We start from the raw sequence: 22,681 nt of genomic DNA, 5'->3' as shown, positions 1-22,681 counted from the left end.
AACTCAACGCTGATGCCTTTTCTAATGCTCTCAATCTTTTGTCCTGTACTTAGATCCAGTACATAAGTTTATCGATCGATTAAACTCAAAAGCTGGATGTTTTGCGAATGGATGTTTGGTGAGTTTACTGGCGCTATTGATACCTAGCCTAATCATTTTGAATTTGTTAATGATACTCTTAGTGGCTTCAATTCTATATTACGCAGTATTTAAGTTGGCATTTCTGATTTCTCTCCTATTGGTTCCATTGTTTTATCCATTGCGTTTTACATTGGAAACCGATTATTTTTTTGTGTCAGAGTTCACCAAGGTTTACTTCATGATGAGCGATCGCAGTTTTAGCCTTAATTGGGATTTTTTAGGAATTAAGCGTCAAATAAGTGGCAAAATCCAAGATTTACGATCGATTAAAATCGTGGATTTCAAAACATTAAAAAAAACACCTTTTCAAACCCAGTTATGCTTAACTCATGGCACTTCCTCTCATAAATTTGGATTTGGATTGCTCAGAAACGAACAAGAATGGTTAGCTCAAGAAATCAATGATTTTCTGGGGACATGGGGCTCTAGGCATCAATCACAATATGGAGATATAGATGTGTGATAAAGCATCTCATTATTGATTCTTTTGCCCAAACTCTTGTCCAAACCTTCTATCAAATATTACGCCAAATTCGCGAACTCTTCTATGCTAGTTTTAACCCAACGTCTCTCTACTCAAAATATAAATTCAGCAGAACAGGGCGTTCTCCAGACCCTCACATTAGCGCTGGATGCAGAAGAACGCACGCGCAGCCGACATCGCTTCGTAACCGTGGAAGGTAAAGAAGTCAACCTACAACTGCCTAGGGGGACTGTGCTTCTTGATGGCGATTTACTCAAAGGAGAAAACCATGAATCGGTTCTTGTGAAAGTAATTGCTAAGCCAGAGCCTGTAATCACAGCGACAGCCCATAGTGCCTTAGAGTTGTTGCGAGCTGCCTATCACTTAGGCAATCGTCACGTTCCCTTAGAAGTCACTACAGAATATCTCCGATTGTCACCCGATTCGGTTTTACAAAACATGTTGGAACAGCTAGGACTACATGTCAAAGAAGAGATTTTACCTTTCCAGCCCGAATCTGGAGCCTATGGAAGCAGCTCTCATTCTAGTCACAGCCATTCGGATCGCGGACATTCTCACGCACACAATCATGATCGCTAAGAACTTTCAGCTTTTACGCCTGTTACAGTTGGCAAGTCCCGCTCTCCCCATCGGCGCATATAGTTACTCTGAAGGTTTAGAAACCCTCTGCGATCGCGGCGTCATTCAAAACCAAGAGGATTTAAAACATTGGTTAGGACAAGAGCTACAGTATGGAGCAATTCGGATTGAAGCTGCGGTGATGCTCAGAGCCTATCGAGCAACCCAGCAGGAAGATGAGAACGCGCTCAAGTATTGGAATGATTGGTTGTCAGCCACCAGAGAAACTGAGGAATTACGCCTGCAAAGCTGGCAAATGGGGCAATCTCTGCTCAAACTCGTTAGCGATATGAATGGAAATTCTCTTGAAACCGCAGATCCCAATCTCACAAAACTGGTGTCTTCGCTGCCCAGCTTTAGAGAGAATTCTGAAGGACAGGGATGCAATCTCGCGATCGCCTACGGACTCACAGCCGCAATATGGCTAATTGATGAAAAGTTAGCACTAATGGCTTATCTGCATAGTTGGTTGGCAAATTTAGTGAGTGCAGCAGTAAAGCTGATTCCCCTAGGGCAAACGGTAGGACAGCAGATCCTGTTTGATTTTAACGCCCAAATCGAGCGATCGCAGGATTCGCTGCTGACGCTTGCTGACGATCGAATGGAAAGCTGTAGTTGGGGACTAGCGATCGCCAGTATGACCCATGAAACCCAGTACAGTCGCTTATTCCGTAGTTAACGTAAATTCGGGAACAGCGCAAGTTTTAGGTTCCATGTAGAACGCAGTCTTTTCAAAAAGTGCGTTGCATTATTTTTTAAAATGGTATTCGATTTTCTTATCCCAAACGGAGTTTATTTCAAATGTAAGTCATTTATTGCGATAAAACTACGTGTTTTCATATTGCTTGAATAGATCGGCTAGAAATCATTCATCATTAGGTGTGGATACCTTATTCCTGATAGCTAATTACTGTGATTGCAAGCTACACTAGATTGTGGCCTTTACACTCGTTGATGTTTAAGCTTCTGAATATTTCTAAACTCCCTATCTCAAGCTACTGAGTTAGATTCTAGTTTTTGATTCTAGTACTTAGACTAGCTAGGTTACGTTTAGATTGCATTTAAAATAACGTTCTAGCTAGGATTTCAAACTACATTTTAGTCGGCAGGAACAGATTTTATTCTACGTCATCTGCTCCAACTTGACGGAGATGAATATGCTTTCGACCCAATCTAATTTCTAACTCGTCGCCGGGCTGAAGACCCATTTGTTGCGTATAGGCAGAGCCAATCAGTAAGTTCCCATTTTTTTGAACGCTAACGCGATAACTAGCGCTGCGCCCACCTTTGCCATTCCCTTTGCCATCTAAATTTAACCCATCAGCATCCATCAAAGCATTATAAAACTTCATTAGGTTAACGCGATCTTGTCCATTTTTCGTGACTGTCGAGTAACCGCAAGCTTTTGCCTTTTCTTCTTTAGATAAATTTTCTAGCTCTTTGACCTTTTGTAACAAAGCCTCACCAGTTAGCATTACAGGTTGTTTGATTTTAGCCATCAGTTTCTAATAGTTTCAACAGACAATTACTATCTTTAGTATCCAAGATAAGTACGAAATTAGTCAAACTTTTAATTAAAATATCGAGCGACTATTCTTACAGTTTTTGTCTGTATTTAGCTAGGCTTACGGAATCATGATTCACAAGCAGTTTTTTCTCTACCTAGAATCGTGGGCACAATTCATGCATTAACCTTACATTCTTTTCCCTCTAGTTTAGATTATGATATTTCTTGTTATTAAATCTAAAAACTTTATAGCTTAGGTCTTGATTTGTAACGTTATTGTCAATTCATATAACAATGAGCCAATTTGAGCGACTAATTAAACTCGCAGAGAATGAACTAACCGAATACAGTACTAATGCTCGCAAAATTGAGAAATTGCGGCGTAAAATCGGTTTATCGGTGTCAGCATCTGAACAGAAACAGGTACGGGAAGCACTACTCACTGAAATGGTACCTGGTGGGATCAAACAACTGGTGGCTGAGCAAAGACAAGTTGTAGCATTGCCTTTTTGGGGAATTGCAGGTTTGGGGTTACTGGGTGCTGCTTCTTTTAATGAGCCAATTGGCTTATTGGTTGCTTTATCGAATGCCGCAGGTGCGATCGCTTTGCAAAAATGGGGATGGGAATTGCAAGCAAAATTGTTGCTCTTAAACACCTTTGCTGAGATAGAATCTCTTGCTTCAAATCCAGACTCTAATTCTAGTGGATCGTGACTGAGATGCTTTCATGTATTGCATTTTATGAACTTTCTTAAGAAAAAATTTCTTAAACAATCTTTGTAGTGCAGTTTACCCAATTTGAAATTACAAGAGGGTAAACTTATACACATATCAAGGTTCGATTTCATAGAAATATGATTTTACCAATCAGCATTTCTATCCGAATCTAGATCGTGTATCTTGAGTTTTAAGTTTTTTTGGAGAGAGTTTACTGTGACGATTTATGTAGGTAACTTGTCATACCAAGCTACCAAGGAAGACGTGTCAGATGTCTTTACTGAGTATGGTACGGTCAAGCGGGTACAATTACCCACCGATCGGGAAACCGGTCGCATGAGAGGTTTTGCCTTTGTTGATATGGAGGACGAATCTCAAGAAGATGCCGCTATTCAAGCGCTTGATGAAGCAGAATGGATGGGGCGCGTACTAAAAGTAAATAAAGCAAAACCACGCGAAGAGCGTAGTCCTGGCGGCGGTCGTGCTTCTAAAAGTCGCTATTAAGGTCAGAATTTAATCGTTCTACCATCAACAATTTTTTGACTTAAGTTTTCAAGCAACTCTCTAACAATGTTGGGGAGTTGTTTATTTTGGACTTCGCGAATCTGACAAAGTTGTTGAGGTTCTACGCTCTGGCAGCAGGTTATTGGGGTTACCAAAGTTTTTCGTGACATTATCGATCGTATCGCAATCCTAAATGGTATGTGAGGATAGAATAGGCGCGATTTTGACATCGTGGAAACCTGAACCCAACAGCGCATTATTATAGGTAAATGAAAAGATATTGGCTGACGCTGAAATTATTTTGGGAAACGGCGATCGCGGCTGAGATGGAATATCGGCTCAATTTTGTTTTGGCTGCTCTGAGTAGCATCGGGAATTTGGCGGGTAGCCTATTTGGGCTATTTTTGTTTTATCGCAATGGCTATACCTTTGCGGGTTGGAGATGGGAAGAAGCTTTGACGGTCTTGGGAACCTTTACAATTCTGCAAGGCTTTTCGAGTACTTTTTTAGTGCCAAACCTCAACCGCATCGTCGATCACGTCCAAAGAGGCACGCTAGACTTTGTGCTGTTAAAACCGATTAGCAGTCAGTTTTGGTTGTCGGCTCGTACGATCTCCCCTTGGGGCTTTCCCGATCTGGTGTTTGGCTTTGCCATCCTTGGCTATGCAGGCTTGCATTTGCAGTTGGGGGTAACTAATTATTTTCTAAGTGCCATTCCTTTAGTGTTTGGCCTGATTAGTCTCTATAGCATTTGGTTTATGTTGGGTGCAACCAGCATCTGGTTTGTCAAAATTTACAATGTCACCGAAGTACTCAGGGGGTTATTAGAAGCTGGACGCTACCCCATGGTTGCTTACCCCACAGCCTATCGTTTCTTTTTTACATTTGTAATGCCTGTGGCTTTCCTCACGACAGTTCCATCGGAGACTTTGCTAGGCAGGGGCGATCTGACTTGGATTGTGGGATCGGGAGGCTTAGCGATCGCGCTATTCATGGCTTCTCGTGTTTTCTGGCGATTTGCCTTGCGCTTTTATACCAGTGCCTCTAGCTAAGACATTGAGCTAAGACATTGAGCTAAGACATTGAGCTGGAATTCACTGAAAAGCTAAATCTGTGTGAGGTTTCTTAAAAACCTATAGGGCTTTTGATATCCTTATGAGAGATAACGCACGATCTCAAATTGTTTACATTCAAGAAACAAAGCTAAGAAAACCATCTGTTTTGCTCTTTATAGCTAAATTCTTTTAACCTGTCCCGATTAAACCTCCCGCTTAACCCCTCTGCCTAGAACCTATGCCTAGATCTCAACGCAACGATAATTTCGTCGATCAAACCTTCACCGTCATTGCTGACACCATTCTCAAACTATTTCCCGCTAGCCAAAGAGAAAAAGAGGCTTTTGCCTATTACCGCGATGGTATGTCAGCCCAAGGCGATGGCGAATATGCCGAAGCTCTGTCAAACTACGAAGAGGCATTAAAGCTAGAGGATAACGCCTACGATCGCAGCTACATTCTCTACAACATGGGGCTGATTTTTGCGAGTAATGGCGATCATGACAAAGCTTTAGAACACTACCATCAAGCGATCGACCTCAATCCCCGTTTACCACAGGCGCTAAATAATATTGCCGTGATTTATCACTACAAGGGCGAGCAATCAGAGGACGAAGAAGCCGCAGAAGAATTTTTTACCCAAGCCGCAGAATATTGGGTTAGAGCAGTTCGCATTGCTCCGAACAACTACATTGAGGCGCAAAACTGGTTAAAAACAACGGGTAGAGCTGATATTAACGTATTTTTCTAATTAGCTTTTAGCGATTAGCCATTGGCTGTTGGCTTTTTTGAAGTGATGCAGTCAGCGATCGCGTTATGAATGCTTGTATAGTCTTTTTTACGATTTAATTTACTGCCTAATTCCGATTCTATGATTGACAGAAAACAAGTACAGCACGTTGCCAACTTAGGCAGATTGCATTTAAGTGAAGCCGAGGAAATTGCTTTCACCTCTCAGCTAGATAGCATTTTGGATTACTTCCAACAGCTCAATGAGTTAGATCCTCTTTTAGAAGGCGTGGAACCGACAACCCGCGCGATCGCCACCGTAAACATCACTCGCCCTGATATTTTGGTTCTCAATGACGATCGAGAAGCGCTATTGGACTGCGCTCCCGAGCGAGAAGACGACTTTTTCCGAGTTCCCCAGATTATGGGTTAGCGGTTACGAATAAGAAAGTTCCATTTAACTCGTGTTAACTCGCTTTTTGTAACTCAAGGGTGGTTTTGACTAACTGCACTGTTTTTAAAAGCTAGAGGTAAGCATGACTAAAGATATCACTCTCAACGAACTCTGGAAGTAAGCAATACCCGATCGGTCTGTCTTTCGCCCAGATGAATTTTCCGATCGCCTAGAAACCGTAAGACGATATCTCGAACATGCGATCGCTCCTGAAACGAAGCTTGCCTCAGCCGTACGTTTGCGTATGCATGGCGAGATTAAATTGAAAGATTGGCTACCGTTTAAAGCCGAACAAGTCATCTGCTAGAGTCGTGGCTTAGTCTGGAGCGCGACTGTGCGCATGTATGGATTTTTCGCAACCCCTTACGAAGTTCGCCCGATCGCAAACGCATGTTACGAGTTAGGCATAGATGCGATCGCACCCCTCCTACCCTGTCATGGATATGCTGAAATTACCGAACAAAAGCAAGCCGTATTAGATCTCACCCTAGAGAATATACTGGCAGCGATTCGTCAAGAGATTGCGATCGCAAGAACAAAGTATGAATTTGTCGGGCTTTATGGGCAGTCTATGGGAGGAACATTGGCCTTGGCTATAGCCAGCGAAGGACTTGTCGATGCGATCGCTACCACAGCACCAGCACTTTTATTACCTCTCTGGGCGAGAATTCCACTTTTCTTATTGGGATGGTGGAAGATTCTCTATCTATGGAATCCGATCGCTTTGTCGATCTACAATCCCAGTTATCGATTTAGTAATGCCCATGCCACTGGCATTTTGCAGGAAATATCTCAATATAGCCGCGATCGCCTGTCAAAGATTTCATGCCCCGTCTATGTAGCCCATTCCCATCAAGACCGTGTAATTGATTCGAGGGTTTGTCAGTGGATAGAATCTCAGGTTCTTGGGAAAGTCACCATTGCATGGTTTGATCGCTCAGATCACGTAATGCCTTTGGATATTCAAGGCAAAGAAGTCTCGGCAGGTGTCGCCAAATTTTTTGATGCAGAGTTGCCTCCACACAAAATTACTTCAGCATAATACCAGCAGAATATTTGCCACTATAGGGCTGTCGCCTTTCTAAAAATGATAATCGTACTATCACTATTTTGCACGATCGCTTCAGGAATATTTCCATGAACCATCTGTTGTAAAATGCTTTCTCGGCTTGCGCCTAAAATGATTAGATCGCTTCTTTCTTGATGGGCTAGATCGACAATCGCATCGGCAATGGATTTAGAGCATATGGATAGGGCGTTAACGGATACCTGAAGTTCTCGATCCACTGCGTCCGCATATTTGTCTAACAGGCTAGAATCATGCTCTCGATCGGAAGAATAGAACACTTGGCAGAGACAGATCTTTGGACGATATAAATAGGCAAGCGAGCGTAAGCCAGGAAGAAACCGCAGCACATTTTCAGTATTTGGCCCCCCAGCAATAGGAATCAGCCAACGATTAAAGGAAATATTCCCTTGATGGGATGCGCTAGAAGTTTGTAAGCGATCGCTAAATTTAACCAGCATGACATCGCAATCAGCTTGCCGCGCCACAATGTCAACGGTATTCCCAAATATGCGATCGGGGGAAGAAGGATTCCCATGCCAACCGATTAAAAGCAGATCGATGTGGCGATCGCGTGTTACCTCTAAAAGTGTATGTCCGACATCATGGGCTACGCGCACCTGCATATGGATCGGAACTTGCTTAATCTCGGCAGCCGCGATCGCAGGTTGAAACAGTTCTAGACTTGCGGCTATATCCACTGTAGTTTCTGATGGAGAGAGGTGCGGGGCAATGCAGATGACATGCAGACACTCTAATTCATAATTCAACGATCCTGCGATCGCACTAGCAATCTCAATTAAGTGAGTAGCTGTTTGTGGATTACTTAAAGGCAAGAGCAGCCTTCCTTTACCCGTAGCAGTACCGCGCCTCTGATAGACCAGATAAGATGGCTTATTTGTCTGCAAATTGGCTCCCCGTAATTTATCGACCTCAGCCCGTAAAATATCGCTGCGGGTGATAATTCCCACCAACTTGTGGCGATCGATGACAGGTAAGCGAGAGAGCTTGTAATAGGACAAAAGATAGAGAACTTGAGTAAGACTATCTTCTGGGCTGACTGTAACAGGATTTTTAGTCATGATTTCGCTGATCGATGTCTCCCCTGACAGCTTTCGCTCTTGAACTTTGACAAGATCGGTCTGGGTAATAATTCCAACCAAGCGATCGCCTGTTAAGACAGGAAAGCCACGATGATGCGATCGGGCAAATGACTGCATTGCTTCATGAATACCCATCTCAGTCGTAAGTGTCTCTACCTGTCGTTGCATGACATCAACTGCTCTCAATCCCGCCCATAGCCCCTCCCCGAGGGTTTCTGTATGGAGAAAAATCCCTTTCAGTTCCAATAGGTGTGTATATAGAGAACCAGGAGCTAACTTCTCAGCGCAGAGATATGCCACGATACTAGTAATCATCAGCGGCAGAATGATATTAAAATCCATCGTCATTTCAAAAACGATCACAAATGCCGTAAATGGCACTTTTGCCACCGCTCCAAAAAAAGCCCCCATTCCTGCAAGTGCATAGGTAGCAAGGTATCCACCGCCTAATAAGGAATGTTCCAAGCTTCCTACTAAGGAGCCTAGAGCGGCTCCTAAAATCAAACTGGGGGCAAATAAACCTCCAGGGGTCTCAGCACTACAGGCAATGAGCGTGAGTATAAATCGCACGATAAAGGTTCCCAACGTAGCCGACCAGTCTGATTGCCCCATGGCTAAAAACAATTGCAAACCCGTACTGTCTCGAAAATCATTGGGTAAGAACGCGATCGCCATGCCCGAAAAACAGCCTGCGATCGCAATGCGCCAACGCAGTCCCACCTTAAAGATACGACGGTTCCATTGGGTTACAGCAAGCACACCATGATTAAAGAGGGCTGCAAAACAGCCGACTAGAAGTCCAAGTAACAGCAAAAATGGAATTTCTTGGGTAGAAAATTGGATTGCAGTCATCCCAGCATTGAGATTTTGTCCTCCCAAAATGCGCGAAACTACACCCCCAATAAATGACGCAAGAATGGCAGTCCCCAAGGTCAGACTAGAAACATCCTGAAGCAGTTCTTCAATCACAAATAAAACCCCAGCGATGGGGGCGTTAAATCCTGCCGCTAGTCCTGCCGCTGCACCTGCCGCGATCAGTTGACGCTGGTATTCTGGAGAAGTGGGTATCCAATGACTTACCTGTGCTGCCAGTGCTGCCCCAATCTGCACCGTTGGCCCCTGACGCCCGAGAGCTAGACCTGAACCAAGCGCCAAGATTGTGCTGACCAGCTTTACAACTGCGACGCGCAAATTGAGCGCAATGGGAATATATCCTAGGGCAGCCTTGACTTGAGGAATACCGCTGCCTGAAGCTTCAGTTGCAAATTGTTCGACCAAAAATCCCGATAGAAAGCCACAGGTCAAACCAATGACTGGAAGTGCGAACCATGCGGGTAGATCGTGCGAGATTTGGATGCGCCACCCTCCTAACCATCCAATGCCCTGTTTGAGCAGGACGGCAGCCAAGGCAGCAACGAAACCGATTAAACAGGCTTCCAAAAGCGCTAGACGTTTTGGGTTCAGCCATTTCTGCAAAGAAGGTATCATCTTCAAATGTCTAAACCGATTGCAGGATTTCGCTTCCCATCATAACGCTATATTTACAAGTCTTTTCCAACTCAATAGATTGACCGCTTTGCTGACCTGTACAAGGCTAGAGGAAATTTCCTCCATTTCCATACTGGTGATCTATGATATATTTTGGAAACTTTTGGGCATAGTTCATGTCTAAATCCTATTGAGACATTTGCTCGATCTATTGCAAATGTCCTTAAGGTTTGACCCACGGGAAGCAAGGAATTTACAATGCTGAAATTGCGGTTTAGTCAGGTCTTTTTTTTAGCATCGTTTGTGCTAACTGCCGCCATCAGTATTGAAGCTGTTGCACAGGTTTCAGTTGTTTTACCTGCAAAAACTTGCCAACAGTTAGGAACCAGCAGTTATGTGGTTTTAGTAAATCGACCAGGTAATTTGCTGCCCCAGTTGCCAGAATTTTTAGCAATCTCTGCCATTCCCTGCGGTTACATGGCAAACTCCATAACTTTTTTTGGCAATTTCAATAACCTTAATGCTGCTTCCTATCGAGTGGCGCAACTACGCCAAATGGGTCTCGATGCGATCGTGTATTCTTTCATACTGGATAATGCTGAAATCTCTCCCAACTTCAGAGGAGCTTCTGTCATTGTCGAACCTGCTGCCGATCCCAATCTAACGTTGCAACAGGTGCAGGCAGCAACTATTTCCCACGCACAACTGGTCAACCTTGCAAACCGTCAAGTGATTTTGGCTTCTCCTTTATCGAGTTTCCAAGTTGCCAATACGATCGCGGCAAACTTACGCAGCCGAGGTTTTGCTTCCCAAGCAGTCAGTGCTAGCCTGATCGGGTTGCCCCATGCCTCAACCAGTGCAGCAGTTCCTCCCACAACTACACCCAATAACACTAGCTCTAGCAAAAAAACATTTCGGGTGTTAGTGCCCCAAGTCAATCAAACAACCTTGGAGTACGTCAAAGCGATCGCTGCCGATGCTTTTCCGCGTTCGTATCAAGGACGCAAGTATATTCAAGCCCGAACCTACACTGATTTCTCTAATGCCACACGCGAACGCGATCGCTTAAATATTCGCTTCCCTGGCACGATCGTGATTAGTGAATAAAGTGCGCCTCCTCTATGGCAAAAGAACCTATTGATCCCTGACAAGCGTTATATTAGAGAAAGCATATTAAGTATTGTTAAGGTTGTTTTCTGATGCAGCGCTCTTCCCAGTTAGAAATTAGCAATTCCTCAGCCGCATGGCATAGCATTATTAATCCAATTTGGCAGGGTAGTGCCGAAGAAATTAGCAAGGGGTTACCTTTCAATCAGATGTCACCCTATTGGCAGATGTTTTTGCTCGGCGATGGGGCACCCACTCGGCATTTACAGCTACTCACCCAGTCTGAGATTGTGGTTGATGTGATTGCGATCGCACCAATTGGATATGATGACGACCTTGCCCCCGACGCGATCGCGGCAATTCCTGCCCCGCGAACCCGTCGGCAAATTTGGTTGCGTTGCGCTAAAACGGGTGAGGTTTTGTCCCATGCCACATCATGGTGGTCAACGGCACAGATCGATCGCTACCTTACCGATCCATCCCTGCCGATTTGGGCAAGTCTAAATCAAAAGCATACCGAACTCTATCGCGACCTGCAGGGTATTTCCAAGGGGTCAAGCCCTGGTCTTGTCAAAACCTTTGGTCAGCCTGAAATTTATTGGGGAAGGCATTATTTGCTCTGGCATGGTGGCAAGCCCTTGACGCTGATTTATGAAATTTATGCACCTGCGATCGCTAAATACCTCGGGCCGAGTAGCCTGTAATTGTTAGGGAATTGCTTTTAAGAATTTCTATTTTGCCTTTGCTTTCTGCTTTTCTTTTTCCTTTGCCCGTTTTGCTGCATCTTTCGCAGCTTTAGCTGCCATTGCTGCTGCATGGGCAGCCTCTCGCCGTTCTTCGTCGATTTTTTCTAAATAATAGTTGTAATCACCCGCATAAACGCGTAATTCGCCCTCTCGAACTTCCACAATTTTATTGGCAACCCGCGAGATGAAATAGCGATCGTGGGAAACAATGGCGACCGTGCCTTCGTAGTTCTTGAGTGCTTCCTCTAGCATCTCTTTGGCAGGAATATCTAAATGGTTGGTCGGCTCATCTAAAATCAGGAAGTTGACTGGTTTGAGCAACATCTTGGCTAAAGCCAGCCGAGCTTTTTCTCCTCCACTGATATCCGCTACTTTTTTGAATACGGTATCGCCCGTGAAGAGGAACTGTCCGAGAATCGTGCGAACTTCTTCATTCGTCAGTTTTGGGAAGTCATCGTGAATCGTGTCGAAAACAGATTTATGTAAATCTAAAGCCTCTGCTTGGTTTTGCTCAAAATAGCCCGGGAGAACGTTATGCCCGAGGGTAATCTCGCCATCATTGGGTTCCTCAAGCCCCACAATCATCTTTAACAAAGTGGATTTTCCCGCGCCGTTGGGGCCAACAAAAGCGACGCGATCGCCACGTTCGATAATCAATTCTGCCCCTAAGAATAGAATCTTATCGCCATAGGCATGGGTAAGATCTTTGACCTCTACGGTGACACGACCGCTACGGGAAGCTGGGGGAAAGCGAAATCTTAACGTGCGAACTTGACTGTCAGGCGCTTCAATTCGTTCGATTTTGTCAAGCTGTTTCTCACGGCTCTTGGCTTGCGTACTGCGGGTAGCACTAGCCCGGAAGCGATCGACAAAGGTCTGCTGCTTCTCTAAATATTTCTGCTGCCGCTCAAACGCACTCATTTGAGCATCGCGCATTTCTTCCTTTTGTAACAAATAATTGGAATAATTTCCTAAATAGGTGGTAGAAACACCGCGTTCTGTTTCTACAATTTGCGTGCATAATCGATCTAAAAACTCACGGTCATGGGAGACAATCACCATCGGTGTTTTAAGCGATTTGAGATACTGCTCTAACCACTCAATGGTTTCCAAATCTAAATGGTTCGTCGGTTCATCTAAAAGCAGCAGGTCGGGAGATTGCAAAAGAATTTTGCCTAAACTCATCCGCATCTGCCAACCGCCACTAAATTGATCGACGGTGCGATCGCCATCAGCTAGTTCAAACCCCAATTCGGGCAGGATTTTATCAATTCGACTTTCTAGCTCGTAGCCATTCAACGCTTCAAATTTACGTTGCAACCGATCCATCTGTTTGAGCAGTTGGTCGAAATCATCACCTTCTTTGAGGTTCTCGATTTTTCGATGCACTACGGCTAAATCTTGCTGAATTTGATTGGCTTCATGGAACACAGCCCAAAACTCAGCTTTAACCGTGCGGCTGGGATCGACTTCAAACTCTTGGGTGAGATAGGCAATCTTTAAACTAGCGGGACGAATAATTTGCCCAGAGGTGGGTTCGGTTTCCCCAGCAATGATCTTCAACTGCGTCGATTTACCTGCCCCATTCACACCCACTAGACCTGTGCGATCGCCGGGTTTTACCTCCCAACTCACATCCTTAAGTACTTCGCCTGTAGGATAAATTTTTTGGATATGTTCGAGGCGCAGCATAGAGTTAGAGAAGATGGGATAAAATTTAGCAACAAAACTTTACCTTAGATTACCATCATTTGAGACGTAGCAAAGTAATTGCTTCACTACGTCTTGTTATACCAATTTCTCTTAAATTCGTGACAGCTCTAGTTTTGGGCTCGACTCAGAACGCGGGCTTTTCAAAAGTGCTAGCTGAGTGCGATCGCCTGAGTTTGCCGAATGAATAACTACGAATTGCTAAATTCGATAGGTCTCACCGTTAAATCTCGTAATGCCAGAATGCCTGTTGATCGGGAGAGAGAATCATAAATCGCTCATGCACAAAAATCACCCCTTGTTTTTTGAGATTGCTGAGCGTCCGTGTAATGGTTACGCGAGTTGCCCCAATAATTTCGGCAATTTCTTGATGCGTGAGGCGCATCTCTATCCGTTGCCCCTCATCGACTGCGCGACCAAATCGCTTGGCTAGCCAGTTTAAAAGTTGCAACAGGGCTGATTCGATTTGCTTGCAATGTACAATTTTTAAGAACTCTTCACTGCGCTGGATATGCAAAACCATGGCTTCTGTAGCTTCATGCCATTGTTCGCGGGGCAGTTTTTTGACTTTGACATCGGTGAGGCATTCAATATCATAGGGATTCATCGTTGATAAAGCGCTACCGACGATATCGCCATCACCCCATAACCCTAGGGTAACAACACTTCCATCTTCGAACCAAGTTAAGGTGCGCACAATGCCAGATTCAATTTGCCATAGAAAATCCGGGCTATAGGGCAACATTGAATGTCGTGAGAATAAGTAGGTATTTATATCATTGGAAGGATGTAAGGGACTAGGAAACGATAAAACCGTAGTCATAATGCTTCAGGTGGGTACGAGGGATATTGGAAAATCGAAAAGTGAGGGAATCAGGCAATCTGTAACTGTGTCAAGGTTAACGACTGGGTAATTACTACATATATTCAAATAGTCGCCAACAATAGTCTTGAGGCAGCTCACAGGTTAAAACGCAGCGCAGAACAACATTGAGTCGTAATGGGTGTAGTCGATCGAATACTTTTACATATTTGCAGAAAATCATACCAAAATCTACACTAATTACATCAGTTTACCGTAGATTTATTTTAGGATTCAGCGCAAACCATTACTAGGAAAGCAATTCGCTTCAAAACTTAAATTAAAATTCTTACCTCATGCCCAGTTTAATCTTGAAGAAAGTATGAATAAACAGGATTTTTACAAGAAATTTCTTTTTACAATACGTTTCTTCGTGCTGGTACAGCGATCGCAAAAAATTTAGCAAAAAAAATAGTACAATCTCGGTTTGATATACTACACTTGTAGTATATGTTGTCTAGTAAATTTTGTACTGTATAGGAAATCGTTTATGCAAACACTTCACCAAACCTCAACCACTGAAATGGAAGTTACTAGCATTCGTCTAGAACGCGAGTTGAAGGAAAAGCTGAAGGAGTTGGCAGGAAATCAGGGCTATCAGGCACTTATCCGTGACGTTCTTTGGCACTATATCGGTACGCAGGAAACGGCAGCGCCTAAAGCAAAAATTTCTCGCCATGAAATCAGGGCTAGTGTCTCTGCTACAGCCCAAAAGGAAGAAGCCTGTGCGCTTACAGGCAAAGCAATTCGCCCATTTGAATCGATGTTACTAGGGTTAACCAGTAAAGGTAGTTGGGTTCCCTTAAGTGTAGATAGCTTAGCCGCCTAGCCTTAGCGCGAAGTCAGCTTGTCCGTAGCTTGTTTGTAAAAAGCTTATCTATAAAAATTAAGGAACCACCAAAACTGGGCATGGCGAAAGATTGATCACTTTTTGGCTGACGCTGCCATCGGGGTGTTCTTCTGCTAAACTCATGCCCCTAGAGCCCATCACAATTAAATCCGCCGCGACTTCATCGGCAATGTCACAAATTACAAAAGCTGGCTTGCCTTCTCCGAGTTTTGTTTCTGATGGGATGCCCATCTTACTCAAGGCCTCGGTGATTTCTGTAAGTAGATCGGCAGTTGATGCGCGATCGCCTGCGGAGGTCTCAGGTTCTACCACCGACATCACAAATAGTTTCGCCTGATATTTATTTACCATTTCAACCACCACATCAAAAGCTTGACGTGCTTCTTGGCTCTGATTTACAGGGAACAAAATAGTCTTAAACATCTTTGCCTCAACTTAAATGATGCAATTAATTAGGAGTTCAAACGTAAGGATTATCTATCTCTAACATATCACTCTACGCTTACCATCAGCACTGATATTACTGCGTACGATCTAGAATTCCCCGCTTAAATCTTAACCGCCCCATTAGTTTACCTATGATCATTCCATTTTATCTGTTTTATGAAGGCTTAAGCAATTTTAGATGCGTGACTTTTGAGCGATACTACGCGATCGCTACGCCTAACTATTCAAAAACGGCTCCAAGATCTACAATAGGGGCTGTTCGATCGAGCTCTCGCAATCAGAATCAGGAAAAAGCATCGTGACCCTTCGTATTTACAATTCCCTTACCCGCAAAAAAGAAGATTTTGCAACGCTAGAAGCTGGCAAGGTGAAAATGTATGTCTGTGGCGTAACTGTCTATGACTATTGCCACTTGGGTCATGCGCGAGCCTATGTGGTGTGGGACATGGTGCGGCGATACCTATCCACCAAATATGAGGTGCGATACGTACAAAATATTACCGATATCGATGACAAAATTCTCAACCGTGCTAAAGAGCGTGGTATTACCATGCAAACACTTGCTGAGGAATTCATCGCTGCTTACGATCGCGATATGGCAAATCTGAACATCCTTCCAGCCGACGAATATCCTCGTGCCACAGAGTCGATTCCAGCGATTATTGCGTTGATTCAAACTTTAGAACAAGCGGGCTATGCCTATGCGGTGGGTGGTGATGTCTATTATGCCGTTCAGAAATTCCCCAGCTATGGAAAGTTGTCAGGTCGAAAACTAGAAGATATGCGGGCAGGGGCAAGCGGTCGGGTTGATGGGGATGAGCCGCTAAAACACTATCCCTTTGACTTTGCCCTTTGGAAATCTGCCAAGCCTGATGAACCCTTTTGGGAGTCACCTTGGGGCAACGGTCGTCCAGGTTGGCACATTGAATGCTCGGCAATGGTGCGATCGCGTCTAGGCGATCGCATTGATATTCATGCAGGTGGAGCCGATCTGCAATTTCCTCACCATGAGAACGAAATCGCTCAGTCAGAAGCCGTCACCCATCAACCCTTAGCCAATTACTGGATGCACAATGGCTTTGTGAATATTGAAGGCGAGAAGATGTCTAAATCTCTCGGCAACTTCACGACAATTCGCACGCTTTTGGAACATTACGATCCAATGGTGGTAAGATTTTTCATCCTTCAAGCTCACTATCGCCAGCCAATCGACTTTACAAACGAAGCCATTATCGCGGCAACCAAAGGCTGGGAAACCATTCATGAGGGATTACTGTTTGCGCGTGATTTTGGCAAGCAACTTGGTTGGCAAAGCGACCTCCCTGCCTATGGAGGGATTCAACAATATGTCGATCGCTTTAACGAAGCCATGGATGATGATTTCAATACTTCCATTGCCCTGTCTGTTGTGTTTGAGTTAGCGAAAGATCTGCGTACAGAGCGTAATATCCTCGTTCACTCGGGCAAGACAGAAACCAGCCCCGAGCATTTGGTTCAAGTTTGGAAAACCCTTGTCTATCTTTCCCATATCTTAGGTTTGGAAACCGAAACTTCACCGCAGAATTCCGAACCTGAAAGCCATGAAGCGGAAAACGACATCCTGATCGAACAATTAATTCAACAACGAGTGGAAGCAAGACAGACAAAGAATTGGAAGGAAAGCGATCGCCTACGTGACGAACTCAAAGCGATGAATATTATTCTAATCGATCAACCCGATGGTACGACAAGGTGGCGGCGTTAAAAAGCAACTTGGTAGCTTGCTTATGTCTGGGAGGAACCTTTAATAAATTATGACGATCTCAGTGAGTGATTCCGCTAGTAATCTTGACGTAAAGGCAATCCTTGCCAAGCAACGCGCTTTTTTCGCTACGGGGCAAACCAAGGAACTGAGTTTTCGGAAAGAACGACTTCAGAGGCTGGCTCAAGCAATTCAAGCCCATGAAAAGGAGATTCTCGACGCATTATCTGCCGATCTACGCAAACCTGCGATTGAGGCCTATGGGAGCGAAGTGCTGCTCTCGCTAGCTGAGATTAAATACGCGCTCAAACACCTCAAGACTTGGGCAAAGCCACAAAAAGTTTCCACTCCGATGACCCTGTTTCCCAGTTCAAGTAGGATCTATGCCGAGCCTTTGGGCGTTGTGCTGATTATTGCACCTTGGAACTATCCGTTTTCTCTGATTATTCAACCTTTGATCGGTGCGATCGCAGCAGGAAACTGCGCCGTACTGAAACCATCCGAACATACGCCCCATACATCCAATGTGCTCACCAAACTTGTCCGTAGCAATTTTGAGGCTAACTCGATCGCCGCGATCGAAGGCGGTATTGAAACCAGTCAAGCCCTACTCGCCGAAAAGTTTGACTATATTTTCTTTACAGGTAGCGTCGCGATCGGAAAAGTCGTGATGGAAGCAGCGACCAAACACCTCACCCCAGTAACCTTAGAACTTGGTGGCAAAAGCCCCTGTATTGTCGATGAAGATTGCGATCTAGAAGTTACTGCCAAGCGGATAATTTGGGGAAAGTTTTATAACGCAGGGCAGACCTGTGTTGCACCAGACTATCTATTGGTTCCCAAAAGCATCAAAGCTGTACTCCTTGAGAAATTATTGAAATACGTGCGTGAGTTCTATGGTGAGAATCCTCAGCAAAGTCCTGATTTTGCCCGTATCGTCAATCATGCGCAATTCGATCGCCTGGTCAGCTTACTCGACGAAGGCAATATTCTCATTGGGGGCGATCGCGATCGCTGCGATCGCTATCTTGCCCCCACCCTGATCGACAATGTTTCGCCCAATGCCAAAGTCATGGCAAATGAAATCTTTGGGCCAATTTTGCCGATTTTGGAATACGAACAACTAGACGAAGCGATCGCTTTTGTGAATACCAAACCTAAGCCCCTTGCCCTTTACTTCTTTAGTAACGACAAGCAAAAGCAAGCGCGGATCTTACGCGACCTATCCTTTGGAGGGGGCTGTCTGAACGACGCGATCGTGCATCTTAGCAACCCAGAGCTTCCCTTTGGTGGTGTAGGTAATAGTGGCATCGGCAGCTATCACGGCAAAGCCTCTTTTGATATATTCTCCCATCGCAAAAGCATCCTAAAAAGCTCTTTCCACTTCGATCTCAAGTGGCGCTATCCTCCCTATAAAATTAGCTTAGAGACCTTAAAAAAATTCATAAAGTGATCCCCATCGCTCTGATCCCAATTTCTACCGTTTAAGGCAACCGTTCGCCTTAGGCATTAGCTAATTTTTTCGGATTGAAAGATCCAAGGTAGCGTTACTGTAAATGTAGTGCCTACACCCATCTCGCTTTCGACAGCAATCGTGCCTTTACTCAAGTCTACAAAATTTTTGACGATTGCCAAGCCCAACCCAAATCCTGTGACACTTCCCACATACTTAGACCGAAAGAAAGACTCAAACATGCGTTCTCTATCTTCGGCAGAAATCCCAATACCCTGATCGCGTATATGAAAGCGAACGAAGCTAGGATTGGAAAAACTTGTCTCGGAACCAACAGATTGGTGGGCAGGATCGAGTACATATTCCAACTCTAATGCGACAGAACTTCCATAGGATGAATACTTCACGGCATTGGATAATAGATTGATCAGGATATGCCCTAGCATTTTTTTATCCATAAACACAGGTGGGACCGAAGAATCTCTAGCCACCTGTTGGTAATTTTTAGGGTGGGAATTATTCTCTTGCTCTCCTCTATCAAGATGCGCTTCGTTAAAATGCTTGATGAATAGGATAGTGTGGCTATCCGCAGAAATTAATTTTAGCTCTTCAATTAATTCTCGGCAGAATTTTTCTAGATCGAAGTAGCTAGGCGAAGGTTCCCATCTGCCTGATTCTGATTGGCTAGCAGTAAGCATATTGTCAAGAAAACCAGTCAAGCGATCTACGGCTTTGCGAATCCTTTGAAACCGTTGTTTCTTTTCATCGTAAGACCAAACTCGATCCTGTACTTCTAACATGTCCGTCGCAATCCGAATGGAAGACAATGGATTGCGAAATTCGTGGGAAACTAAAGCCACGAGTTCTTCTCTAAGATTACTAATTGCCTGGGCATGTTCTAAAGATTGGCGAGTTAGCATCTCAGATTGATATTTGCGGAGCGCCACTTCTACTGCAGCTCGTAGCTCTGGAATCTTAAACGGCTTGACAATATATCCAAATGGTTCGGTTTGCTTGGCTCGCTCTAAAGTCTTTTCATCGGCAAAGGCAGTCATGTAGACGACGGGAATTTGATGCTGAGCATAAATTTGCTCCGCTGCACTTATGCCATCCATATCACCTTTGATCATGATATCCATTAGAACTAGATCGGGTTGGAGCCGATCGACGGACTCTATTGCCTCAATGCCAGAATCAACAATACCCGTGATCGTGTAACCCTGCTGTTGCAGGCGAACTGACAAGTTTTCCGCCGCGATCGCTTCATCTTCAACGATCAAAATTTTCGCTTTAGTCATGAGCATGTAACCTTTCCCTATACTTCAGCTCTTTGAAACTTAGATGAAACTGCGTACCGTTACTTGTATCTACTTCTAGGTTTCCTTCTAGCTGCCGTGTAAGAATACGAACTAAGCGCAAACCCAGCGTACCTGAGTTTTGCCAATCAAAATCTCTATTCATGCCGATACCGTTATCACGCACGATCAAATGCAAAACTTTGTCATTTGTATTATAGTCGGCATAAAAGCGAATTCGGATCAATCCACCTTGACGCTCTGGAAAAGCATACTTAAGCGAGTTAGAAACCAACTCATTGATAATTAAACCGCAGGGAATGGATGTTTCCATATTCAAGGTAATGGCTTCCGCATCGATTTCTTGCTTGATGTCATTGGTATGCGTACTGAAAGAATCAAATAAATTATCGATAAGGCTTTGAATATATTCGTTAAAGTTTACTTCTCCTACGGTTGAAGATTGATAAAGCTGTTCGTGAATTAGGGCCATTGAATGAATGCGATTTTGGCAATCACTAAATAAGCTCAGGATTTTCTCATCCTCAATATACTGAGACTGGAGATCTAATAAGTTAGCGATTACATGCAAATTATTTTTAACGCGGTGATGAATTTCCTTGATTAGGACTTCTTTTTCCCGTAAAGATGCTGCGATTAATTCTTGTGCCTGTTTTTGTTTTGTGATATCGCGAATCATCGCCAAACTGTGCATGGTCTTGCCATTTTGGTCATGTACGACATAGGCTGTGAGCAGCACCCATATTTCTTCACGATTTTTTTTAATACAACGTTTCTCAATTTGATATTGAGGAATTTTGCCGTAATAAAGTTGCTTTGCGAGTATGGCATCTTTAATGGCATCAGCAGGGTGGGTGAGTGAATTGAAAGGACGACTCATCAGCTCTATTTCAGAGTAACCAAGCATTTGGCAGAGCATATGATTCACTTTAATCAGTCTTTGATTAAAGCCAATAATTGCCATCCCTAGCGGGCCCTCTTCAAAAATTTTGCGGAAACGCTCTTCGCTCTGTCTTAAGGCTTCCTCAGATTCTTTACGATCGTTGATATCTTCGACCATAGCCAAACTATAGAGTGGGCGATCGAATTCATCTCTAATCATTGATACTAAGAGCTTAACCCAGACTTTTTGCTTATCTTTTCTGACAAAACGTTTTTCTAGTTGAAACTGATTAACTTCATTTTGCAAACACTTTTGTACGTAGCTTAGCTCTTGATGCAAGTCAAATGGATAGGTAAGCTCCTGAAAGGTTAATTTCTTTAGCTCTGCTTCTGTATAATCCAACATATGACAAAAGGTTGGATTTGCTTCCACAAACGAACCATGCACATCACAAAGCACAATTCCTATCGGGGCATTTTCAAAAATGCTTCGCAGTTTCTCCTCACTAGCTTTTAGAGCATCTTCAGCTAATTTGCGTTCTGTAATATCCTCAATCGTACAGAGCAGCCCTACGACTTCACCCATCGAGTTATGAAAGGGGATTTTACTGACATCTAACCAGCGTTGTTGCCCTTTCTCATCTTTTTTTTGCTTGATTTCGATCGCATGCAATATGGGCGTATTACTTTCCATAATCTGGCGATCTTGAGCGCGATAGCGATCGGCTACTTCGCGGTTAGGCAGCAGATCGTAGTCCGTTTTGCCAATGATAAATTCAGTGCTTTCTAATTTCGCCGCTTTTGCCCAGTTTGTATTACAACCCTGAAATACTGAGTTTCGATCTTTCCAGAAAATTTGCTGATGGATGTTATCCATAAACAACTGGAGCAAGTCTTTTTTATCCTGTAGGGTTTGCTTTACCTGAGTAAGGGCGATCGCATTGAGCTGACAGGAGTCGGTAATTTGCTGAAGTTGTCCTGTGAGAAGGGCTTCTTTTTGTTTATGTTCGGTAATATCCCGTTCAATGATTAACCAATGGGTTTGTTCCCCTGCTTGATTGGTAATTGGAGATAAACTTAATTCGCCCCAATAGGGTTCGCCATTTTGGCGATCGCTATGCAGTTCGACCCGATGAATGGTCAAATGGCTTGGATCTGATATGGCATGGATGCGATCGCCCTGAAGTGAACTGCGAGTGCGGCCAATTACTTCTGACAGCGTACAATCGACTAACTTAGTGAATGCAGGATTTGCATAGACTATCGGGGTATGGAGGGCAGCATTGACTAGATCTTCTTGCGCTGAAGTCGTAATCACAATAATGTCTCGGGATGTCTCGAACATCAACTCTAATAAGTGCATCTGTTCTTGACTAACTAGAGTTGTAAGCGCTTCTTGCATACTGTTAGGATTTTGCTCAAACCATTTAGCATTCACTCAATTTAAGATATAGCAGATCTTCAACGGAGTGTTACTACGAATAGGCTTTAACCCTGACGAGAAGCTCAAAAAATCGCCCAAGATTCATTAATTTAATCTTTATATGCAATTAACTGCCTCAAAAGATCGTTATCGTTGCATGAAATTTACGGATCGTAAAAATTAAAAGAATTTTGAACATGTCGGCTCGATCGCAGAAACTTGATTCGCCAATTCAAGGATGAAATGCAACGCCTAGAGATCTTTGCGTAAAGGGACTC

At 43.9% G+C, this 22,681-nt stretch carries 22 protein-coding genes; 15 read left to right on the top strand and 7 right to left on the bottom strand.

Features of this window, described 5'->3' with window-relative positions; all coding sequences use genetic code 11:
• Positions 1-319: 319 nt before the first annotated feature.
• The 3 genes from V2H45_RS18485 to V2H45_RS18475 all read left to right on the top strand — a co-directional run bounded on the left by V2H45_RS18485 (position 320) and on the right by V2H45_RS18475 (position 1,922).
• Entirely contained in the window at positions 320-604 is a 285-nt protein-coding gene (locus V2H45_RS18485; protein WP_330485149.1) for a hypothetical protein, read from the top strand.
• A gap of 84 nt (positions 605-688) precedes the next feature.
• On the top strand, positions 689-1,204 hold the full coding sequence (ureE, locus tag V2H45_RS18480; RefSeq protein ID WP_330485148.1) for an urease accessory protein UreE: 516 nt from the start codon (positions 689-691) through the stop codon (positions 1,202-1,204).
• On the top strand, positions 1,194-1,922 hold the full coding sequence (locus V2H45_RS18475) for an urease accessory protein UreF (RefSeq protein WP_408648827.1): 729 nt from the start codon (positions 1,194-1,196) through the stop codon (positions 1,920-1,922). The genes ureE and V2H45_RS18475 overlap by 11 nt, the downstream gene beginning before the upstream one ends.
• 439 nt (positions 1,923-2,361) lie before the next feature.
• Here the strand turns inward: V2H45_RS18475 and V2H45_RS18470 are convergent, their stop codons facing one another.
• Positions 2,362-2,742 carry an AbrB family transcriptional regulator gene (locus tag V2H45_RS18470; protein WP_330485146.1) on the bottom strand — a complete coding sequence of 127 codons (381 nt, stop codon included), beginning with the start codon at positions 2,740-2,742 and terminating at the stop codon, positions 2,362-2,364.
• A gap of 302 nt (positions 2,743-3,044) precedes the next feature.
• On the opposite strand from V2H45_RS18470, the gene V2H45_RS18465 reads away from it, so the two are divergent.
• The 7 genes from V2H45_RS18465 (at position 3,045) to V2H45_RS18435 (ending at position 7,251) form a co-directional block, all read left to right on the top strand.
• On the top strand, positions 3,045-3,464 hold the full coding sequence (locus V2H45_RS18465; protein ID WP_330485145.1) for a hypothetical protein: 420 nt from the start codon (positions 3,045-3,047) through the stop codon (positions 3,462-3,464).
• A gap of 219 nt (positions 3,465-3,683) precedes the next feature.
• Positions 3,684-3,971 carry an RNA recognition motif domain-containing protein gene (locus V2H45_RS18460; protein WP_330485144.1) on the top strand — a complete coding sequence of 96 codons (288 nt, stop codon included), beginning with the start codon at positions 3,684-3,686 and terminating at the stop codon, positions 3,969-3,971.
• 269 nt (positions 3,972-4,240) lie between these two features.
• Positions 4,241-5,023 carry an ABC transporter permease gene (locus V2H45_RS18455; RefSeq protein WP_330485143.1) on the top strand — a complete coding sequence of 261 codons (783 nt, stop codon included), beginning with the start codon at positions 4,241-4,243 and terminating at the stop codon, positions 5,021-5,023.
• A 241-nt stretch (positions 5,024-5,264) separates the two neighbouring features.
• Positions 5,265-5,777, top strand: coding sequence for a photosystem I assembly protein Ycf3 (locus tag V2H45_RS18450; RefSeq protein WP_330485142.1), 513 nt, complete (start codon positions 5,265-5,267; stop codon positions 5,775-5,777).
• A gap of 120 nt (positions 5,778-5,897) precedes the next feature.
• On the top strand, positions 5,898-6,188 hold the full coding sequence (gatC, locus tag V2H45_RS18445) for an Asp-tRNA(Asn)/Glu-tRNA(Gln) amidotransferase subunit GatC (protein ID WP_330485141.1): 291 nt from the start codon (positions 5,898-5,900) through the stop codon (positions 6,186-6,188).
• Between the two features lie 145 nt (positions 6,189-6,333).
• A complete protein-coding gene (locus tag V2H45_RS25675; protein WP_408648826.1) occupies positions 6,334-6,516 on the top strand; it encodes a DUF6920 family protein in 183 nt (60 codons plus the stop codon).
• Between the two features lie 33 nt (positions 6,517-6,549).
• The gene (locus V2H45_RS18435; protein WP_330485139.1) at positions 6,550-7,251 is read left to right on the top strand and encodes an alpha/beta hydrolase; all 702 of its coding nucleotides are present in this window, start codon (positions 6,550-6,552) and stop codon (positions 7,249-7,251) included.
• A 20-nt stretch (positions 7,252-7,271) separates the two neighbouring features.
• On the opposite strand, the gene V2H45_RS18430 is transcribed toward V2H45_RS18435, so the two are convergent.
• Complete coding sequence (locus V2H45_RS18430) at positions 7,272-9,866, bottom strand: chloride channel protein (RefSeq protein WP_330485138.1); 2,595 nt, start codon at positions 9,864-9,866, stop codon at positions 7,272-7,274.
• 258 nt (positions 9,867-10,124) lie between these two features.
• Here V2H45_RS18430 and V2H45_RS18425 point away from each other — a divergent pair, with 258 nt between their 5' ends.
• Both V2H45_RS18425 and V2H45_RS18420 read left to right on the top strand, forming a co-directional pair.
• Entirely contained in the window at positions 10,125-10,973 is an 849-nt protein-coding gene (locus tag V2H45_RS18425; RefSeq protein ID WP_330485137.1) for a hypothetical protein, read from the top strand.
• 92 nt (positions 10,974-11,065) lie between these two features.
• On the top strand, positions 11,066-11,677 hold the full coding sequence (locus V2H45_RS18420; protein WP_330485136.1) for a chorismate lyase: 612 nt from the start codon (positions 11,066-11,068) through the stop codon (positions 11,675-11,677).
• Between the two features lie 27 nt (positions 11,678-11,704).
• Here V2H45_RS18420 and V2H45_RS18415 read toward each other — a convergent pair whose 3' ends face one another.
• A complete protein-coding gene (locus tag V2H45_RS18415; RefSeq protein WP_330485135.1) occupies positions 11,705-13,411 on the bottom strand; it encodes an ABC-F family ATP-binding cassette domain-containing protein in 1,707 nt (568 codons plus the stop codon).
• Positions 13,412-13,652: 241 nt separating this feature from the next.
• A complete protein-coding gene (locus tag V2H45_RS18410; protein ID WP_330485134.1) occupies positions 13,653-14,252 on the bottom strand; it encodes a Crp/Fnr family transcriptional regulator in 600 nt (199 codons plus the stop codon).
• 529 nt (positions 14,253-14,781) lie between these two features.
• Here V2H45_RS18410 and V2H45_RS18405 point away from each other — a divergent pair.
• Entirely contained in the window at positions 14,782-15,120 is a 339-nt protein-coding gene (locus V2H45_RS18405) for a ribbon-helix-helix domain-containing protein (RefSeq protein ID WP_330485133.1), read from the top strand.
• Between the two features lie 57 nt (positions 15,121-15,177).
• Here V2H45_RS18405 and V2H45_RS18400 read toward each other — a convergent pair whose 3' ends face one another.
• Positions 15,178-15,564 carry a universal stress protein gene (locus V2H45_RS18400; protein WP_330485132.1) on the bottom strand — a complete coding sequence of 129 codons (387 nt, stop codon included), beginning with the start codon at positions 15,562-15,564 and terminating at the stop codon, positions 15,178-15,180.
• 322 nt (positions 15,565-15,886) lie between these two features.
• On the opposite strand from V2H45_RS18400, the gene cysS reads away from it, so the two are divergent.
• Together cysS and V2H45_RS18390 are read left to right on the top strand one after the other, a co-directional pair.
• Positions 15,887-17,332 (top strand): cysteine--tRNA ligase, encoded by a 1,446-nt coding sequence (gene cysS, locus V2H45_RS18395; RefSeq protein WP_330485131.1) that lies wholly within the window; start codon positions 15,887-15,889, stop codon positions 17,330-17,332.
• 49 nt (positions 17,333-17,381) lie between these two features.
• Positions 17,382-18,782, top strand: coding sequence for an aldehyde dehydrogenase (locus V2H45_RS18390; RefSeq protein WP_330485130.1), 1,401 nt, complete (start codon positions 17,382-17,384; stop codon positions 18,780-18,782).
• 56 nt (positions 18,783-18,838) lie between these two features.
• On the opposite strand, the gene V2H45_RS18385 is transcribed toward V2H45_RS18390, so the two are convergent.
• Positions 18,839-20,080, bottom strand: coding sequence for a hybrid sensor histidine kinase/response regulator (locus tag V2H45_RS18385; RefSeq protein ID WP_330485129.1), 1,242 nt, complete (start codon positions 20,078-20,080; stop codon positions 18,839-18,841).
• Positions 20,073-22,382 carry a PAS domain S-box protein gene (locus V2H45_RS18380; protein ID WP_330485128.1) on the bottom strand — a complete coding sequence of 770 codons (2,310 nt, stop codon included), beginning with the start codon at positions 22,380-22,382 and terminating at the stop codon, positions 20,073-20,075. Before V2H45_RS18380 ends, V2H45_RS18385 begins: the two co-directional genes overlap by 8 nt.
• Between the last annotated feature and the right edge of the window lie 299 nt (positions 22,383-22,681).

Origin of the sequence: Tumidithrix elongata BACA0141, assembly GCF_036349135.1 — a bacterium.
Lineage (GTDB): Bacteria > Cyanobacteriota > Cyanobacteriia > Pseudanabaenales > Pseudanabaenaceae > Tumidithrix > Tumidithrix elongata.
The sequence above is the reverse complement of the archived record's forward strand: the minus strand, read 5'-3'. Positions and strand labels throughout refer to the sequence as shown.

Coding starts and splice junctions, on each gene's coding strand:
- V2H45_RS18485 (WP_330485149.1), top strand. CDS start 320: ATGATGAGCGATCGCAGTTTTAGCCTTAATTGGGATTTTTTAGGAATT.
- ureE (WP_330485148.1), top strand. CDS start 689: ATGCTAGTTTTAACCCAACGTCTCTCTACTCAAAATATAAATTCAGCA.
- V2H45_RS18475 (WP_408648827.1), top strand. CDS start 1,194: ATGATCGCTAAGAACTTTCAGCTTTTACGCCTGTTACAGTTGGCAAGT.
- V2H45_RS18470 (WP_330485146.1), bottom strand. CDS start 2,742: ATGGCTAAAATCAAACAACCTGTAATGCTAACTGGTGAGGCTTTGTTA.
- V2H45_RS18465 (WP_330485145.1), top strand. CDS start 3,045: ATGAGCCAATTTGAGCGACTAATTAAACTCGCAGAGAATGAACTAACC.
- V2H45_RS18455 (WP_330485143.1), top strand. CDS start 4,241: ATGAAAAGATATTGGCTGACGCTGAAATTATTTTGGGAAACGGCGATC.
- V2H45_RS18450 (WP_330485142.1), top strand. CDS start 5,265: ATGCCTAGATCTCAACGCAACGATAATTTCGTCGATCAAACCTTCACC.
- gatC (WP_330485141.1), top strand. CDS start 5,898: ATGATTGACAGAAAACAAGTACAGCACGTTGCCAACTTAGGCAGATTG.
- V2H45_RS18435 (WP_330485139.1), top strand. CDS start 6,550: ATGTATGGATTTTTCGCAACCCCTTACGAAGTTCGCCCGATCGCAAAC.
- V2H45_RS18430 (WP_330485138.1), bottom strand. CDS start 9,866: ATGATACCTTCTTTGCAGAAATGGCTGAACCCAAAACGTCTAGCGCTT.
- V2H45_RS18425 (WP_330485137.1), top strand. CDS start 10,125: ATGCTGAAATTGCGGTTTAGTCAGGTCTTTTTTTTAGCATCGTTTGTG.
- V2H45_RS18420 (WP_330485136.1), top strand. CDS start 11,066: ATGCAGCGCTCTTCCCAGTTAGAAATTAGCAATTCCTCAGCCGCATGG.
- V2H45_RS18415 (WP_330485135.1), bottom strand. CDS start 13,411: ATGCTGCGCCTCGAACATATCCAAAAAATTTATCCTACAGGCGAAGTA.
- V2H45_RS18410 (WP_330485134.1), bottom strand. CDS start 14,252: ATGACTACGGTTTTATCGTTTCCTAGTCCCTTACATCCTTCCAATGAT.
- V2H45_RS18405 (WP_330485133.1), top strand. CDS start 14,782: ATGCAAACACTTCACCAAACCTCAACCACTGAAATGGAAGTTACTAGC.
- V2H45_RS18400 (WP_330485132.1), bottom strand. CDS start 15,564: ATGTTTAAGACTATTTTGTTCCCTGTAAATCAGAGCCAAGAAGCACGT.
- V2H45_RS18390 (WP_330485130.1), top strand. CDS start 17,382: ATGACGATCTCAGTGAGTGATTCCGCTAGTAATCTTGACGTAAAGGCA.
- V2H45_RS18385 (WP_330485129.1), bottom strand. CDS start 20,080: ATGACTAAAGCGAAAATTTTGATCGTTGAAGATGAAGCGATCGCGGCG.
- V2H45_RS18380 (WP_330485128.1), bottom strand. CDS start 22,382: ATGCAAGAAGCGCTTACAACTCTAGTTAGTCAAGAACAGATGCACTTA.